The following is a 14651-nucleotide window of genomic DNA, read 5'->3' on the forward strand; positions in this document are numbered from 1 at the left end:
AACCAACATGCACGCGTCCCTTCTTGACGACGCCGCCGGCAGCGATCCGGTCCTGACCACGCGCCAGGCGGCCCAGCTGCTCGGCATCGCCGTCAGCACCGCCCAGCTGTGGATCGAAAACGGCGTCCTGCCGGCCTGGAAGACGCCGGGCGGACACCGCCGCATCCGCCTGAGCGACGTCAGCGCCCTGCTGCGCGAGCGCGGCAGCCTGCACGCCGAGCCGGCGGCGCACGCCCGCGACTTTCTGCCGGCCGCCACGACCGTCCTGCCGACCAGGAGCAGGCACGCCTGGCGGCGCTGCGTGCGAGCGGCCTGGTCGACGCTGCGCCAAAGGCGGTGTTCGACCGCCTGACCTGGCTGGCGGCGCAGGTGACGGCCTGCCGTTGGCGGCGCTGACGCTGGTGACGGCCCAGCGCCAGCTGTTCAAGTCGCGCGTCGGCATCGCCCTGCTCGAGACGGCGCGTGAAGACGCGTTCTGCAACGGGACGATCCTGCGCGACGAGCCGATGGTGGTGCCGGATGCGCGCCTGGACGCGCGCTTTGCCGCCAGTCCGCTCGTCACCGGCGCGCCGTATGTACGTTTCTATGCCGGGGTGCCGCTGCGCGACGCCCACGGCTACCGGCTGGGCGCCTTGTGCGTGATGGACCACGAGCCGCGCCGTCTGCGCGAGCGCGAAATGCGCGCGCTGGGCGAACTGGCCGCGATCGCGATGGACGAGATCAGGCGTCGCTAGGGTTGGCGTTGGAGCTGGCGTTCGCCTGCTGCTTGCGCACGGCGGCGATGACGGTGTTGCGGATGGTTTTCAGCACCGCATCGGCCTTGAAGGGCTTGACGATGAAGCCGTGCACGCCGCGTGCGAGGGCGGCTTCGATGGTCGGCGCGTCGAGCGTACCGGAGACCATGAAGATGAAGGATTTCGGCAGCAAGGCGCGCAGCTGTTCGACCACGTCGCTGCCGTCCTCGACCTGCTCGCGCGCGATGCAGACCAGCTGGGGGCGGAATCTGGTGGCCAGCTGCAGCGCGCCCTGGCTCGTGTGGCCCTGGCCGACGACCTCGTAGCTGCCATCGGTGAGCACCGTATTCAACAGTCCGCGCGAAATCGCATTCGCGTCCACTATCACTGCCTTGAGCATTGCCCCGTCCTTACGTATGTCAGTGTGAATCGTAAGCCAGCATCTTCCACGTGACGCCCAGGCGCACGTCGGTTTTCAGCTCCACGAGCTGGCGCGACAGCAGCAGGATGTCGCGCTCGGCGCGCAGGCGCTCGCCCAGCGGCGTTTTCAGGATGCCGGCGCCGGCCATCACCGCATCCAGGCTGCCATAAGCATTGAGCAAGCGCGCCGCCGTCTTCATGCCGATTTTCGACACGCCCGGCACGCCGTCGGTGGCGTCGCCCATCAGCGCCAGCAGGTCGTGCAGCAGTTCGGGCGCCACGCCGAAACGCGCGCGCACCCAGGCGTCATCATGCCACTCGCCCTTGAAATGATCCCACACCAGTGCGCCGTGCGCGATCAGCACGTGCAGGTCCTTGTCGGTGGTGGCGACGATCGCCTCGCCGCGGTTTTCGGTCAGCCAGCGCATCACGCAGGTGGCGACGACGTCGTCGGCCTCGACCTCGGGCACGGTCACCACCGGCACGCCGGCCCCTGCAGGCGCGCGTGGAATTCCGGCAGCGCGTCGCGCAGGAACGCGGGCATCGGCGCGCGGTGTTCCCGGTAGCGCGGGTACAGGGCGTGGCGCCAGGTCGGGCCGCCGTAGTCGAAGGCGGCCAGCACGTGGGTCGGCGCGTGAGCGTCGAGCAGATTGCGGAAGGACGAGAACGCATGGCGCAAGGCGATGCTGGCCTTCAGGTCGGAGTCGGGCTCCGGGCTGGCTTCGTAGACCCGGCGCACGATGTTCAGGCCGTCGATCGCGAGCAGCTTCGCCATGCGTGCTTACCGTGCGTAGTCGTACTTGCCGCCGCGCTCGAGGGCGCGGATGTAGGCGGGGCGGGCGTGGATGCGTGCCAGGAAGGCCGTCAGGCGCGGGTACTGCGCCCCCAGCCCGGCGCGCGCGCTTGCGGCCTCCAGCGGGAAACTCATCTGGATGTCGGCGGCGGAGAATTCGTTCCCGGCGAACCAGCCGCACGTGGCGAGTTCGGATTCCAGGTAGCCCAGCTGGGCCTGGATATTCGGGTGTACCAGGGTGTCCTTGACCTTGCGCGCGATGGTGCGCGCGATCGGCTTGGCGAAGAAGGGCATCGGACCATTCTCGATGCGGTCGAACACGAGCTTCATCAGGAGCGGCGACATCGCCGAGCCCTCCGCAAAGTGCAGGAAATAGGTGTACTTCAGTTTTTCGGGCGTGCCGGCCGCAGGCACGAAACGCCCCTTGCCGTAGCGTTCGACCAGGTACTCGATGATCGCACCGGATTCGGCCACGACGGTGTCGCCATCCGTGATGACGGGCGACTTGCCGAGCGGGTGCACCGCGCGCAGTTCGGCGGGCGCAAGCATCGTCTTCGGGTCGCGCTGGTACTTTTTGATCTCGTAGTCCAGGCCGAGTTCCTCGAGCAGCCACAGGATGCGCTGCGAGCGCGAATTGTTCAGGTGATGGACGATGATCATGGCGCAAGGGCGGCAAAAGGAAGGACCCTTAGCTTAGCACTGTTGCGTGATTACAAAAAGATGGGCAGCCAATCGCCTGCCTTGCGCCCGCGCCACGGCACCGTTCGTCAGCGCACCGAGGCGCCCTGCCGCCCCCTCTATGATGGGCCCATGGGTGCAATCTACATTGGCATATCCGGCTGGCGCTACACGCCCTGGCGCGGCGTGTTCTATCCTCCCGGCCTGGTGCAGACGCGCGAGCTCGACTACGCCTCGCGCCAGTTGCCGACCATCGAGATCAACGGCTCCTTCTACTCCCTGCAGCGGCCCGAAAGCTACGCGGCCTGGTACCGCGCCACGCCGCCGGGTTTCGTGTTCGCGGTAAAGGGCAACCGCTTCATCACCCACATGCTGAAGCTGAACGACATCGAGGGACCGCTGGCCAATGTGCTGGCCTCGGGCGTGTTCGAGCTGCGCGAAAAACTCGGGCCTTTCCTGTGGCAGTTCCCGCAGATGGTGAAATTCGATCCGGAGCGCTTCGAGCATTTCCTGAGCCTGCTGCCGCAGGATACCGAGGCCGCCCTTGCACGCGCACTGCAATACCAGCCGCGCATGGAGGGCAAAGTGTCGCTGGTGATGGATGCGAAGCGCCCCATGCGCCACGCCGTCGAGATCCGCCACGAGAGTTTCGAGGACGCCCGCTTCATCGCCCTGCTGCGCAAGTACAAGGTGGCGCTGGTGGTCGCCGACACCGCCGGCCGCTGGCCGCATGTCGAGGACGTGACCGCCGACTTCGTCTACATCCGGCTACATGGCGACAAGGAACTGTATGCCAGTGGCTATGACGACGAGGCGATCGAGCAGTGGGCCGCGCGCATCCGCGCATGGAGGACGGGCGGGCAGCCAAAGGAAGACCGCTGCGTGTCCGCGCACGCGCCGCCGAAGCGCACCAGCCGGGATGTGTACTGCTATTTCGATAACGATATCAAGGTGCATGCGCCGTACGATGCGCAGCGGCTGATTGCGGCGCTCGGGCTGGCTGACGCACCGCTTGATTCTTCGAATACGTAGGGTGGAGTCCTGACTCCACGCTTTACACCTGCATACCACCACCGCCTACTCCAAATCCGCGTCCGCAATGTCCGGCGCCCCCGCCCAATCCGCCGAATAAATCCCATCCCGAACATAACGATGGAAGGTCGAATACGGCCAATCGCCAACCCGCCTGGCCTGCCCATGCTTGACCGGGTTGAAATGGATGTAATCCACATGCTTCTCCATGTCGAACTCATCGCGAATCTGGTGCTCCCAAAACCGCCGTTGCCAGATCGTCGATTCATTGCGCTGCCTCGCTGCCCGCGTCAGCAGGCTGGGATCATGTAGCCGGTCCCTGCAAGCGTTGACAACATGACGTTTGATTTCCGCCCAACGCGCCGCGTAGTCGGGATCCCCTTCCGGCAGGGTCCAGATGCAGTGCATGTGGTCAGGCATGAGTACCCAGGCGTCGATCCCAAAAGGCCGAGTCAGGCGTACGGTCTGGATCGCGTCATGCAAGGCGGTGCGCAGTATCGGCGCGCAGAGGATGGTGCGGCGGCGGTAGGCGACGACCGTGAAGAAATAGGTGGAGCCAGCGAATTGGCGGCGGTAGCGGGGCATGGTGCGGCATCGTAGGGCGATGCAGCGCGGGCGCGCTGTTTTACGTCAATCGGACGAGTGGAACCGGTAACATTTGCCGGCGGTGAAACGCGTGGAGTCGGGACTCCACCCTACGGTTATCTCTTGTCGTGGATTTTAATAACGCGATGGCTGTTACCTGGCGGCGGCGTCAATTCCTCCGGCGTCTCGCAGGTATTACAACTCTTGCACCCGCCCCCGCAGCTGTCGGCCGTATCGAGCCAGCGCACCAGCTTCGACTCCGCCCCGCCGGTCGACAGGCGGTTGACGATGCGCACGCGCCACGCGGCCGGCAGGTATTTGGCGCCGACGTAGACGGCGGCGCACACCACGACCAGAGCGACGACGAGTTCCTGCCACATGTCAGCCTCCGCCGAGTGCCAGCGCGACGCGGTAGGTGATGAAGGAAGCGGCGTAGGCCAGCGCGAACATGTAGCCGGCCATCATCCAGGCGTATTTGGCGCTGCCGGTTTCGCGGCGCACCACCGACAGCGTCGACAGGCACTGCGGCGCATACACGTACCAGGCCAGCAGCGACAATGCAGTCGCCATCGACCAGGAGCCGGCGATCAGGGGCCCCAGCGTGTTGGCGACGTCGTCGCCGGAACCGGACAGCGCGTACACGGTGCCGAGCGCGCCGACCGCCACTTCGCGCGCGGCCATCCCGGGCACCAGGGCGATGCAGATCTGCCATCCAAAGCCGATCGGCTCGAAGATCACCGCCAGCGCGCGGCCCAGCATGCCGGCCACGCTGTAGTAGATCGGCGGCTGCGTGGCGCCTTCGGGCGCGCCCGGGAAGCTCGACAGGAACCAGACCAGCACCATCAGCGTCAGGATGATGGTACCGACGCGCATCAGGAAGATCTTCGCGCGTTCCCACAGGCCCAGGGCCAGCGTCGGCAGGTGCGGCCAGTGATAGGCCGGGAGTTCCAGCATCAGCGGATGCTGGCCGCTGCCGCTGCGGCGTTTCATGTACCAGGCAACCAGCATCGCGCTGACGATGCCGAGTGCGTAGAGGACGAACAGCACCAGGCCCTGCAAATTCATGAAGCCGCCCACCTGGCGGTCGGGAATGAAGGCGGCAATGATCAGGGCGTACACGGGCAGGCGCGCCGAGCAGGTCATCAGCGGCGCGATCATGATCGTTACCAGGCGGTCGCGCGGATTCTGGATGGTGCGCGCGGCCATCACGCCGGGAATCGCGCAGGCAAACGAGGACAAGAGCGGAATGAAGGCGCGGCCGGACAGCCCCACGCCGCCCATCATCCGGTCGAGGAGGAAAGCGGCGCGCGGCAGGTAGCCGCAGTCTTCCAGGATCAGGATGAAGAAGAACAGGATCAGGATCTGCGGCAGGAACACGAGCACGCCGCCGACGCCGGCGATGAGGCCGTCGACGATCAGGCTGCGCAGCGGGCCTTCGCTCATCGCTCCGCCAATCCATTGTCCGATGCTGTCGACGGTATTCGTGATCAGGTCCATCGGCGCTTCGGCCCAGCTGAACACGGCCTGGAAGATCACGAACATCAATACGGCCAGGATGAGCGGACCGGCCACCGGATGCAGGACCACGTGGTCGATCTGCTCCGACAGGTTGCCGGTGTCGTGGGCGTGGCTGGTGCAGGCGGCCAGGATGCGGCGCACTTCGCGCTGGGTCTGTTCGACCGGCACGGTATCGATGGCGGACAGCGCTTTCGGCTGGACCGATGCGTCCAGCGGCATGCGGTCCAGCGCTTCCAGCAATGCGCTTTCGCCGCCGGCCTGGATGGCCACCGTCTCGACCACGGGCATGCCCAGCTCGCGCGACAGCTTTACCGTGTCGATCTCGATGCCGCGCTTTTTCGCGACATCGACCATGTTCAGGGCCAGCAGCATCGGCAGGCCGAGGCGCTGGATCTCCAGCACCAGGCGCAGGTTCAGGCGCAGATTGGTGGCGTTGACGACACAGACGACGGCGTCCGGTGCGCGCTCGCCGGCGCGCAGGCCGGCGACGACATCGCGCGTGATGGCTTCATCCGGCGTTTGCGCCGACAGGCTGTAGGCACCGGGCAGGTCGAGCACGCGCAGCGCGCGGCCGGCGGGAGAAGTAAAACTGCCTTCCTTGCGTTCGATGGTGACGCCGGCGTAGTTGGCGACTTTCTGGCGCGCGCCGGTCAGGCGGTTGAACAGGGCGGTCTTGCCGCAGTTCGGATTACCCAGCAATGCGATCAGGGGCGAACCCGTCGCCACCTGTTGTTCCATGACACCCATCGATTATTCCGGCTGGATGGAAACGAGCGCCGCCTCGAACTTGCGCAGCGCAAAAGTCGATTCGCCGACCTTCACCGCCACCGGGCCGCCCGGCAGGCCGCGCTTGAGCATGCGGATGCGTTCGCCCGGCACGAAACCGAGCTCCATCAGGCGGCGCGGTACGTCCGCCATGCCCTGGGCACTGGGGGCGATATGGATCACGGTCGCACTCTGCCCGGCCTTCAGGGCATCGAGTGTAGTCAAGGTGGGAGCGAGAGTCATGGCGGCGGTCCGTAAGGAGAACGGTGATGAGTTAGCGCAGCATATGTAGCGCTGATGAGACAGATACTAGCATCATAAACCTAAATGCGAATTATTTCTATTTGCAGAAACGATCACACGACAAAACCGCTTGCGTTCGTCCAAAAGTTTCCGCAAAATAGAACACGAATGAGAACGATTCTCATTATTCAGTTGACAATGCCAGGAAGCCATCTCGATGATCGTCTGTGTCTGCAACAACATCTCCGACCGTGAAATCCGCCAGGCCGTCGACCTTGGCATCACCTCGATTGCCGCCCTGCGCGCGGAACTGGGCCTGGGCACCGACTGCGGCAAATGCATCAGCTATGCCCGTGAAGTCCTGCATGAAGCCCTCGACAGCAAGACGACTGTTACCGAACTGAGCCGCCAATCGTCGCAACCGGCCTGATCCGCCGTCTCTCGCGGCGCCGGCGATTCTGCCGCGCGCCCTGCCCTGCTTTGCTATGATTGTGGTAACCGATACCACAACAACAAGGCATATCATGAAGGGCGATCCCAACGTCATCCGGCTGCTCAACGCGCAGCTGACCAACGAGCTCACCGCCGTCAACCAGTACTTCCTGCACGCGCGGATGTACCGCCACTGGGGGTTCTTCAAGCTCGGCAAGAAGGAATACGACGAATCGATCGGCGAAATGAAACATGCCGACAAGTTGATCGACCGCATCCTGATGCTCGACGGCCTGCCCAACCTGCAGGCGCTGCATAAACTCCTGATTGGCGAAAACACCGAGGAAATGCTGGCCGCCGACCTGAAGCTCGAGCGCGCCGCCCAGCTGACCGTCAAGGAAGGCATCGCCGCCTGCGAAGCGGCCGCCGATTACGTCTCGCGCGACCTGCTGCTCGTCATCCTCGAAGACACCGAAGAGCATATCGAGTGGCTCGAGACCCAGCTCGACTTGATCGTCAAGGTCGGCATCCAGAATTACCTGCAGAGCCAGATGGTCGAGTAATGTCGTAGGGTAGGCGGGTCTCCCGCCTACGCGTTCAACCACAACCCGATCAGCCCGAACGCTCGCATCCGATTGAACGCGCGTTGGACGCGTAGGCAGGAAACCTGCCTACCCTACGCCCCTGACGGACGCGGTGGGGGACCTTCCTGCATCACCCACACCGGCGCCGACCACAGTAGGGTAGGCGGGTCTCCCGCCTACGCGTTCAACCACAACCGATCAGCCCGAACGCATGTACCCGATCAAGTACCGGTTGAACGCGTAGGCAGGAAACCTGCCTACCCTACGCCCCTGACGGGCGCGGTGAGGGACCTTCCTGCATCACCCACACCGGCGCCGACCACAGGACCTTGCCGTCCGTCTGCGTCACCTTCGCATAATAGAAATGGGGTCCGGCTGGCGGTGTGAAGGTCGTCACCGCGTCGCCCGACATCTGCGTCACCACCCCGCCCCTCCCCGGTACACCTTCCATGATCGCGACCGACGCTGCCTGCTTGCCCGCCGAGCTGGCGAAATTCGCCACCAGCGTCAATGGCCCGCTGTTGTTGAATCGTTCGCCCATCAGGTGCCCGTTCGCGGTGAGCACCAGCTGCGAGCCCTTGTCCATGGTGGCGAACACGCGCCTTGCCTTCAACGCCTCGATGAAGCTGGCCTGGCTCAGGGGCGTACCGGTCGGAATCAGCACCGCGGTGCGATTGGAAAAGGCGCTGCCCCAGTTGGCACAGTGGTTGTCCTGGTTGGTGCTGAAGGCCACGTGGTAGCCCGCTTCCAGTACCTTGTTGCAGGCGGCCTCGAAATTACTGCGGCGGGTTTCGGTTTCGCTGTCGTTGGTCGAGAACGCGGTGCTGTTGGTGACCTCGCACAGGGCCATGGCTTCGTCGCCGTCCGGCGTATAGCCGAGCGACTGGCCGCCGGCGCTGAATTGGCCATTCAGCGCCGGATGGTTGAACTGCCCCACCCAGCCGCGTGCGCGCATCAGGGTGTAGAGCGCAGCGTAGTCGCCCTTCGGCGTGGCCACATCGGCCAGCAGCTCGCCCTTGGCATTCTTTTCCCAGCCCAGCAGCTGCTCGCTATTAAAAATGTTCAGGTGGCCGCCCCCATTGATGACGCCCCATTCCATGCCGTACACGGCGAGAAATTCCGGATGCTGCGCATTCGACGCGGCGGCCAGGTCGAGGCCCTTGCGATACAGGGCCCTGGCGGCGCCGGCATCGGCTTCAGGCCGGGTACTGTCCGAGCCGTCGTACATGTGGTTGTGTTCCGAGGCGACGAGGATGTCCAGGCCGTGCTCCCGCGCATAGGCAAAGGCGGCGTCCGGCCCATATTTTGCGCTCAAGGGTTCCTTGGCGCCCTTGCAGTCGGACAGTTCGGCGCCGCCGTCGCTGTGGTTGGTCTGGCTGTGCAGGTTGCCGAGATACACCGTGTACGGCAGCGCGCCCGCAGCCGGCGTGGCAGCGACCGTCGGGCCGCTACCCGGCAGCGGGGCGAAACGCGGCAGCGGCGGCGTCGCGAGCTTGCCGATGTCGATCTGCCAGGTCTGTTCGTGCACGTCCCTGGGCCGGCGCGTTCGACGTGGCACCGCGGCTGCCGGCGCGCAGGCGCACCGAATACACGCCGGCGGCGAGCTGGCCGGCATCGCGCCCCGACCAGGCCACGGGAACGGACACTGGCTCCCGCGCCAGCGGCGTGCTGCCCTGCCAGCGGCGCAGCACGCGGCCGGCGGGCGAGATCAGTTCGAGCTGCCAGTCGACCACCTGCCGCGCGCGCGTTCGGATAATCAAACGCCAGCGTGAAGGTGCGGGCCTCGCTGCGTCCAGGGTCGGCCCCGAGAAACGGCGCATGCAGCGTGGCTTCGAATTCGCTGTGCTCGTCCGGCGTGGCCCCTGCCAGGGAAGCGCAGCCGCACAGCAGGGACAGCAGGAGGGATGAGGTGAGGAATAGGGTTTTCATGATGCAATTGTTGCAATTGCATCACTACCGGGACTTGCGCCAATCCCTCCCTAACTTGTCATTATTTATATCTTTTTTGACAAATAACAGCCGGGGCGACCGGGCCGGCAATCTCAGGCGGCGCGCATCCAGCGGTCGACCTGCTTCAAAGGCAGGTTGATCCGTGCGCAGCCGATCTGGTCCGGGCGGACATTGAGTTCGATCATGCGCGGGCCATCGACGGCAATGGCGACGTCGACGCCGGCCACGTTCACGTGCGGGAAAGCCTGCAATGCGCGGATCGCCACTTCCTGGCACTCTCGCCAGTAAGGCAATTGCACGCCGCTGATTTGCCCGCCCGTATCCGGGTGCACATCCATGGTTTCCAGCGGATTCCTGGCGTTCGCCGCATAGCTGAGCACGCCCGTTTCCAGCTCGACCGGGCAGAACACGCCGCCACTGCTGGTGTTGTCGACCAGGCTGCCCTTGCGCCCCACGCGAAGAAAAGCGCCGGCAATGCGTGCCTCGCCGCGCGCCTGGTACAGCCAGATGCGCAGCGTGTTCACCGAATTCGGGTGGATGCTGGATAACACCGGATGCTGGGGCAGGTAGTGCTCGACGATGTAGCCGTCGCGGCTGCCGCCGGCCTGGGACCACCAGTCGGCCACGCTCGTCACCGCGCTGGTCGTCGGATGAATCAGCGTCGGTGTGCCGCCATCGCTGCCGACTTCGAAGGCGGCAAAGCCGGCCCCGCCATAGCCTTCGACCAGTTTGAAACAGATTTTCTTGCCGACGAGTCCACGGCACAGCGCTTCCAGGTCGGCCTGGGTGCGCAGCGGGCGGCCGTCGGCGAGGGCGCCGCGCTCGGCGTGCATATAGCCGATGAATTCGGGCGTGGGCACACCCACCAGTTGCAGGATCGCCTTTTCGATGACCTTGTGCTGCGAGCTTTTCTGGTAGGGACGGCGGTTCCAGCGGTCGATGAAGGCGTTGTATTCCTTCTTGTTGACGTGCGCCCACTTGTCGGCGAAGGGGACCGAGGGACGCCACCAGCGCGCCTGCAGGTAGTAGCCGGGGCCGATGCCGCGCAACAGGAAGAGCGCGCCCATTTCGAGCGACTGGCGCCAGAACGGCAGGTAGGCGTGCCCACCCTTGCCCGAGCTCAGGTGCGCCCAGGCACGTCTAATATCTTTCACGACTTGCATTCGACATCCTTATCTACCAGGCCCCACGCTGCGAATGGCCGCTGCGACTGGCATTCCCCAAAAATTGTCGCAATATTATGCCATTCCTATACGCAATAGCTCGGCACGGTAGAGAGGAGCGGGGCCGCGGCGATGCCGTGGCTGGCGGCCGTGGCCCGCGGCAGGGTGCAGCAGCCCCCTTAAAAATGGTACTCGGCGCGCACCATCGGGGTACTGGCGCGCTGGCCGCGGCCGCCCGGGGTGGCGGCCGTGTTGCCGAACTTGTTGTTCCAGAACTGGTATTCGAGGCCAAGGCGGAAGCGGTTCTTCGGCTGGCCGAAGTGGCTGCCGACGTCGTACATCAGCGCCATGTCGACATTGGTTTCGGCGCCGGTCGGGTTGCCGGTTTCGTCGCGTCCCTTGGCTCCGATGAAATTGCCGTAGCCCTCGAAGGCGATGCGCTCGGCCAGCGGCAGCGCCCAGCTTACCGACAGCATGGCGTGGGTGTCGTAGGTGTAGCGGCCATTGACCTGGGAGATGGGCGGGAAGGCGCCGCTGGGCGCATTACTCTCGCGCAGCAGCAGGATGCTGGTGTTCACAAACCCCTTCGGCACGTCCCACATCAGGGTAGGCCCGGCCACCAGCATGCGTTTGCGCGAGTTGTAGCCGACGTCGTTTTTCGTGTTCCAGTCGACGCCCAGCGTCAGGCCGACGCCCTTCACCGGCCCGAAGCGCAGTTCGCGCCCGGCCAGCGCGCCCAGGTCGAGCGTGTGGCGGTAGACGACATAGGCTTCCTGCGCGCCTTCGGACTGGGTCAGCGAGGCCGGATCGTTTTCGTCGGACTGCAGCAGGTCCACATTGAAGTAGTTGCTGCCGTATTTGTAGCCGCTGGCGTGGGTCAGCGCGAAGATGTGCTTCTTGATGTCGGTCGGGTTGAACGGTTCGGCGAAACGGGTGCCGTAGCGCCAGCTGATCGAGGTGTCGCTCCAGTCGGCGGCCTGGGCGCCGGCGCAGGTGAACAGGAAAGTGGCACAAGCAGATAGCAGGATGGTCTTGGTCATGGTGAGCCCTTTGACTGGGTTGCTTCGGTATTTGCTCCAACAGGGTGATGCTGGCCGCGCGCGACCTGCAACTGGACGTGGTGCGGCGCGCCGTCGTCCAGCAGCTGCACGGACCTGCCCTCGACCTGGCGGCCATCGACCAGCAGCGCGTCGGCTTCCCCGCCACGCACCTCGATGTCCCGGTGGTGCCGCCGTAGCGGTAGCGTACCCGGAAGCCCGGCCAGGCGGGCGGCAGCACGGGCGCGAGCACCAGCTGCTCGCCGACGCGCGCCAATCCGAGGAGCGACTCGACGATCAGGCGGACCATCCATGCGGCCGAGCCAGTGTACCAGCTCCCGCCTGCGCGTCCGATACGCGGCGTGCAGCTGTCGATGCCGGCCGCGCTCACATACGGTTCGGCTCCGTAGCGCGCCACGGCATCCCGCGTGGCGCTGCGCCGGATCGGGTTCAGCATGTGCAGCAATTCCCGTGCGCGCTCGCCCTGCCCGGCGCGTGCAAAGGCCATCGCGGCCCAGAGTGCGACCTGGGTATCCTCGCCGCCGTTCTCGCTGCTGCCCGGCGGGAAAGCCAGGATGCGGCCCGGATCGCGGCCGTCGGCATCGAAGGGCGGATCGAAAGCGCGCACCAGCCCCTGGTCGCGCCGTACCAGCTGGGTATCGAGCGCCGCCAGCGCCTGCGCCGCGCGCTCCGGCTCGGCCGCGCCCGACAGGGTCGCCCAGGCCTGGGTCAACCCGTCGATGCGCCAGGCCGCGCTTTCCGCGGACCCGAGCGGCGTGCCGTCGGCGAAGTAGGCGCGCCGGTACCAGGCGCCGTCCCAGCCGTATTCCTCGATCCGCGCCTGCAGCGCCGGGACCGCGGCGCGGCAGGTGATGGCGAAGCCGAAATCGCCGCGGCGCTCGGCCAGCCCGGCAAAGCCCCCCCAGCACCTCGACCAGGAAGAAGGCCAGCCAGACGCTTTCTCCGCGCTCGCCGCTGCCGACGCGGCCCAGCAGGCCGCCCCAGTCGCCACTGCCGATGAGCGGCAGGCCGTGGGAGCCCACCTGCAGGCTGCGCCGGATCGCGCGCACGCAGTGCTCATACAGCGAGCCGGCTTCGTCGGCCTGGCCGGGCAGGTCGACGCAGGCATCTTCGCCAGGCTCCAGCAGGCGCCCCTCCAGGTAGGGCACGGATTCGTCCAGCACGGCGGCGTCGCCGCCGGCGCGCAGGTAGCGGCACAGCGCCAGCGGCAGCCACAGGGCATCGCTCGGGAGCGCGTGCGGCCGCCGCGGCCGCTGGACGGCTGCCACCAATCCTGCACATCGCCCTCGACGAACTGGCGGCTGGCAGAGGCCAGGAGCTGCGCGCGCAGCAGCTCGGGACGGATGTGCACCAGCGCCATCGCGTCCTGCAGGACGTCGCCGAAGCGGCAGCTGCCGTCGCCGGCGCGGCCGTCCGTACGTGCCCACAGGCGGCAGGCGATCGCCTGGTAGGGCAGCCAGCCGTTCACCAGCAGGTCGAGCGCCGGGTCGGGCGTCTCCACCTGCAAGCCGTCCAGGGTCCCGCGCCAGTAGCCGTGCACCGCCTCCAGTGCGGCGGTGGCGGCGGCCAGGCCGCGGTGGCGCGCCACCACCTCCGCGAGCTCAGCCTCGGCACAGGCGCCGAGCAGGAACACCCACTCCTGCTGCTCGCCCGGCTGCAGAGTGAAGCCCACCTGTAGCACCGCGCAGGGGTCGAGGGCGGCGCCCAGCGCACCTGCCAGCCCGCTGCGTGCCGGGGCCGCGGGCTGCGCCAGGTTGCCGGCGCGGCCGAGGAACCCAGGCGGTCGCAGGTGAACGCAGCCTGGGACGCATCGACGTGGAAGAAGGCGGCGCGGCCTGCGAATTCCTCGCTCCAGGCGCTGCGTGCCACCAGCGCCCCGCTGGCCGCGTCGCGCGCACTGAGCACGTGCGGTGCCGCCTGCGCGCGCCCTGTGCCCAGTACCCACTCGACATAGCCGGTGATGGACAGCTGGCGCGGCGCGTCGCTGTCGTTACGTACCCGCAGCACCGTGTATCTCAGCGGCGCTTCCAACGCGACGAAACTCGTCATCGTCGAAGCAATTCCGTGCGCTTCGTGCTCGAAGATGCTGTAGCCGAAGCCATGGCGCGTCAAGTAAGGTGCGCCGGAGGGTGCCGGCAGCGCGCTCGGCGACCAGACCGCGCCGCTGGCTTCGTCACGCAGATAAAACGCTTCGCCGCTGCCGCTGACCGTATCGTCAGGATGCGGCGTCAGGCGGCCGGCCAATGCGTCCCCGCTCCAGGTATGGGCCTGGCCGCTGTGCGCGACGATGCTGGCGAACGAGGGATTGGCGAGCACGTTGCACCGGGGCGCCGGCGGCTGCAGGCCGGGCGCCGTGCGGATCAGGTATTCGCGGCCATCGAGACTGAAGCCGCCGATGCCGTTATCGAACAGCAGACCGGGCGGCGCCGGGTCGCGGGTGGATGCGGTGGCGCTCGCCGCCAGCGGTGTCGCCGGCAGCGCCGCTGCCGCTGCCGGCGCCTGCGCCGTGGCGCGCCGCAGCTGCTCGGCCAGGCCGCCGCGCTTGTCGAACAAGACCACGCGTGCGACCGCCTGCATCAGCACCCGGTCCTCGTTCGGGATGGTGCCGAAAGCGCGCACGTGGACGCCGCCGGTGCGGTCGAGCAGCCGGGCCTCGCTGTGGGTGGCGATCATGCCCATCAGGTCCTCGTGCAGCT

General features: G+C 66.5%; 16 protein-coding genes and 5 pseudogenes. 6 read left to right on the plus strand and 15 right to left on the minus strand.

Annotation, left to right across the window (positions count from 1 at the left end):
* Positions 1-7 precede the first annotated feature (7 nt).
* Entirely contained in the window at positions 8-352 is a 345-nt protein-coding gene (locus G4G31_RS02190; RefSeq protein ID WP_182990110.1) for a helix-turn-helix domain-containing protein, read from the plus strand.
* Between the two features lie 31 nt (positions 353-383).
* The gene (locus tag G4G31_RS02195; RefSeq protein ID WP_182990111.1) at positions 384-734 is read left to right on the plus strand and encodes a GAF domain-containing protein; all 351 of its coding nucleotides are present in this window, start codon (positions 384-386) and stop codon (positions 732-734) included.
* Here G4G31_RS02195 and G4G31_RS02200 read toward each other — a convergent pair.
* The 3 genes and pseudogenes from G4G31_RS02200 to G4G31_RS02210 form a co-directional block, all read right to left on the minus strand.
* Positions 721-1134 (minus strand): ANTAR domain-containing response regulator, encoded by a 414-nt coding sequence (locus G4G31_RS02200; protein WP_182990112.1) that lies wholly within the window; start codon positions 1132-1134, stop codon positions 721-723. The genes G4G31_RS02195 and G4G31_RS02200 overlap by 14 nt on opposite strands.
* Positions 1135-1153: 19 nt before the next feature.
* A pseudogene (locus tag G4G31_RS02205) lies at positions 1154-1929 on the minus strand (5'-3' exonuclease H3TH domain-containing protein).
* Between the two features lie 6 nt (positions 1930-1935).
* Complete coding sequence (locus G4G31_RS02210) at positions 1936-2607, minus strand: glutathione S-transferase family protein (RefSeq protein WP_182990113.1); 672 nt, start codon at positions 2605-2607, stop codon at positions 1936-1938.
* Between the two features lie 150 nt (positions 2608-2757).
* On the opposite strand from G4G31_RS02210, the gene G4G31_RS02215 reads away from it, so the two are divergent.
* Positions 2758-3657, plus strand: a complete 900-nt coding sequence (locus G4G31_RS02215; protein ID WP_182990114.1) for a DUF72 domain-containing protein — start codon at positions 2758-2760, stop codon at positions 3655-3657.
* A gap of 45 nt (positions 3658-3702) precedes the next feature.
* On the opposite strand, the gene G4G31_RS02220 is transcribed toward G4G31_RS02215, so the two are convergent.
* The 4 genes from G4G31_RS02220 to G4G31_RS02235 all read right to left on the minus strand — a co-directional run bounded on the left by G4G31_RS02220 (position 3703) and on the right by G4G31_RS02235 (position 6768).
* On the minus strand, positions 3703-4242 hold the full coding sequence (locus tag G4G31_RS02220) for a transposase (RefSeq protein ID WP_182990115.1): 540 nt from the start codon (positions 4240-4242) through the stop codon (positions 3703-3705).
* Between the two features lie 116 nt (positions 4243-4358).
* Positions 4359-4622 (minus strand): DUF6587 family protein, encoded by a 264-nt coding sequence (locus G4G31_RS02225; protein WP_182990116.1) that lies wholly within the window; start codon positions 4620-4622, stop codon positions 4359-4361.
* A gap of 1 nt (position 4623) precedes the next feature.
* The gene (locus G4G31_RS02230) at positions 4624-6507 is read right to left on the minus strand and encodes a ferrous iron transporter B (RefSeq protein WP_182990117.1); all 1884 of its coding nucleotides are present in this window, start codon (positions 6505-6507) and stop codon (positions 4624-4626) included.
* A gap of 3 nt (positions 6508-6510) precedes the next feature.
* A complete protein-coding gene (locus G4G31_RS02235) occupies positions 6511-6768 on the minus strand; it encodes a FeoA family protein (RefSeq protein ID WP_182990118.1) in 258 nt (85 codons plus the stop codon).
* A 217-nt stretch (positions 6769-6985) separates the two neighbouring features.
* Between G4G31_RS02235 and G4G31_RS02240 the strand changes: the two genes are divergently transcribed.
* The gene (locus G4G31_RS02240) at positions 6986-7198 is read left to right on the plus strand and encodes a bacterioferritin-associated ferredoxin (protein ID WP_182990119.1); all 213 of its coding nucleotides are present in this window, start codon (positions 6986-6988) and stop codon (positions 7196-7198) included.
* Positions 7199-7292: 94 nt separating this feature from the next.
* Positions 7293-7763 carry a bacterioferritin gene (gene bfr, locus G4G31_RS02245; protein ID WP_182990120.1) on the plus strand — a complete coding sequence of 157 codons (471 nt, stop codon included), beginning with the start codon at positions 7293-7295 and terminating at the stop codon, positions 7761-7763.
* 283 nt (positions 7764-8046) lie between these two features.
* Here the strand turns inward: bfr and G4G31_RS02250 are convergent, their stop codons facing one another.
* The 4 genes from G4G31_RS02250 to G4G31_RS02260 all read right to left on the minus strand — a co-directional run bounded on the left by G4G31_RS02250 (position 8047) and on the right by G4G31_RS02260 (position 11937).
* Positions 8047-9312 (minus strand): CehA/McbA family metallohydrolase, encoded by a 1266-nt coding sequence (locus G4G31_RS02250; RefSeq protein WP_229425280.1) that lies wholly within the window; start codon positions 9310-9312, stop codon positions 8047-8049.
* Positions 9233-9544: a hypothetical protein gene (locus G4G31_RS24915; RefSeq protein WP_229425281.1), complete on the minus strand. Its 312-nt coding sequence runs from the start codon at positions 9542-9544 to the stop codon at positions 9233-9235. The genes G4G31_RS02250 and G4G31_RS24915 overlap by 80 nt, the downstream gene beginning before the upstream one ends.
* Before the next feature lie 282 nt (positions 9545-9826).
* Entirely contained in the window at positions 9827-10888 is a 1062-nt protein-coding gene (locus tag G4G31_RS02255) for a sugar-transfer associated ATP-grasp domain-containing protein (protein WP_182990122.1), read from the minus strand.
* A 188-nt stretch (positions 10889-11076) separates the two neighbouring features.
* Positions 11077-11937, minus strand: coding sequence for an outer envelope protein (locus G4G31_RS02260; protein WP_182990123.1), 861 nt, complete (start codon positions 11935-11937; stop codon positions 11077-11079).
* A 47-nt stretch (positions 11938-11984) separates the two neighbouring features.
* Here G4G31_RS02260 and G4G31_RS02265 point away from each other — a divergent pair, with 47 nt between their 5' ends.
* Positions 11985-12134 (plus strand): hypothetical protein, encoded by a 150-nt coding sequence (locus tag G4G31_RS02265; protein WP_182990124.1) that lies wholly within the window; start codon positions 11985-11987, stop codon positions 12132-12134.
* A 137-nt stretch (positions 12135-12271) separates the two neighbouring features.
* Here G4G31_RS02265 and G4G31_RS27330 read toward each other — a convergent pair.
* From G4G31_RS27330 to G4G31_RS27345, 4 pseudogenes are all read right to left on the minus strand, one after another.
* Positions 12272-13015, minus strand: a pseudogene (locus tag G4G31_RS27330) (GH36-type glycosyl hydrolase domain-containing protein); the annotation flags it as partial.
* Positions 12918-13382 (minus strand): annotated as a pseudogene (locus tag G4G31_RS27335) (GH36-type glycosyl hydrolase domain-containing protein); the annotation flags it as partial. The pseudogenes G4G31_RS27335 and G4G31_RS27330, both read right to left, overlap by 98 nt.
* Positions 13268-13900: pseudogene (locus G4G31_RS27340) on the minus strand (GH36-type glycosyl hydrolase domain-containing protein); the annotation flags it as partial. The pseudogenes G4G31_RS27340 and G4G31_RS27335, both read right to left, overlap by 115 nt.
* Positions 13795-14634 (minus strand): annotated as a pseudogene (locus G4G31_RS27345) (hypothetical protein); the annotation flags it as partial. The pseudogenes G4G31_RS27340 and G4G31_RS27345, both read right to left, overlap by 106 nt.
* Positions 14635-14651: the final 17 nt, after the last annotated feature.

Origin of the sequence: Massilia sp. Se16.2.3, assembly GCF_014171595.1 — a bacterium.
GTDB lineage: Bacteria > Pseudomonadota > Gammaproteobacteria > Burkholderiales > Burkholderiaceae_D > Telluria.

What these genes read in the sequence shown, in the direction of transcription:
- G4G31_RS02190 (WP_182990110.1), top strand. Translation starts at nt 8, where the DNA reads ATGCACGCGTCCCTTCTTGACGACGCCGCCGGCAGCGATCCGGTCCTG.
- G4G31_RS02200 (WP_182990112.1), bottom strand. Translation starts at nt 1,134, where the DNA reads ATGCTCAAGGCAGTGATAGTGGACGCGAATGCGATTTCGCGCGGACTG.
- G4G31_RS02210 (WP_182990113.1), bottom strand. Translation starts at nt 2,607, where the DNA reads ATGATCATCGTCCATCACCTGAACAATTCGCGCTCGCAGCGCATCCTG.
- G4G31_RS02215 (WP_182990114.1), top strand. Translation starts at nt 2,758, where the DNA reads ATGGGTGCAATCTACATTGGCATATCCGGCTGGCGCTACACGCCCTGG.
- G4G31_RS02220 (WP_182990115.1), bottom strand. Translation starts at nt 4,242, where the DNA reads ATGCCCCGCTACCGCCGCCAATTCGCTGGCTCCACCTATTTCTTCACG.
- G4G31_RS02225 (WP_182990116.1), bottom strand. Translation starts at nt 4,622, where the DNA reads ATGTGGCAGGAACTCGTCGTCGCTCTGGTCGTGGTGTGCGCCGCCGTC.
- G4G31_RS02230 (WP_182990117.1), bottom strand. Translation starts at nt 6,507, where the DNA reads ATGGGTGTCATGGAACAACAGGTGGCGACGGGTTCGCCCCTGATCGCA.
- G4G31_RS02235 (WP_182990118.1), bottom strand. Translation starts at nt 6,768, where the DNA reads ATGACTCTCGCTCCCACCTTGACTACACTCGATGCCCTGAAGGCCGGG.
- G4G31_RS02240 (WP_182990119.1), top strand. Translation starts at nt 6,986, where the DNA reads ATGATCGTCTGTGTCTGCAACAACATCTCCGACCGTGAAATCCGCCAG.
- bfr (WP_182990120.1), top strand. Translation starts at nt 7,293, where the DNA reads ATGAAGGGCGATCCCAACGTCATCCGGCTGCTCAACGCGCAGCTGACC.
- G4G31_RS02260 (WP_182990123.1), bottom strand. Translation starts at nt 11,937, where the DNA reads ATGACCAAGACCATCCTGCTATCTGCTTGTGCCACTTTCCTGTTCACC.
- G4G31_RS02265 (WP_182990124.1), top strand. Translation starts at nt 11,985, where the DNA reads ATGCTGGCCGCGCGCGACCTGCAACTGGACGTGGTGCGGCGCGCCGTC.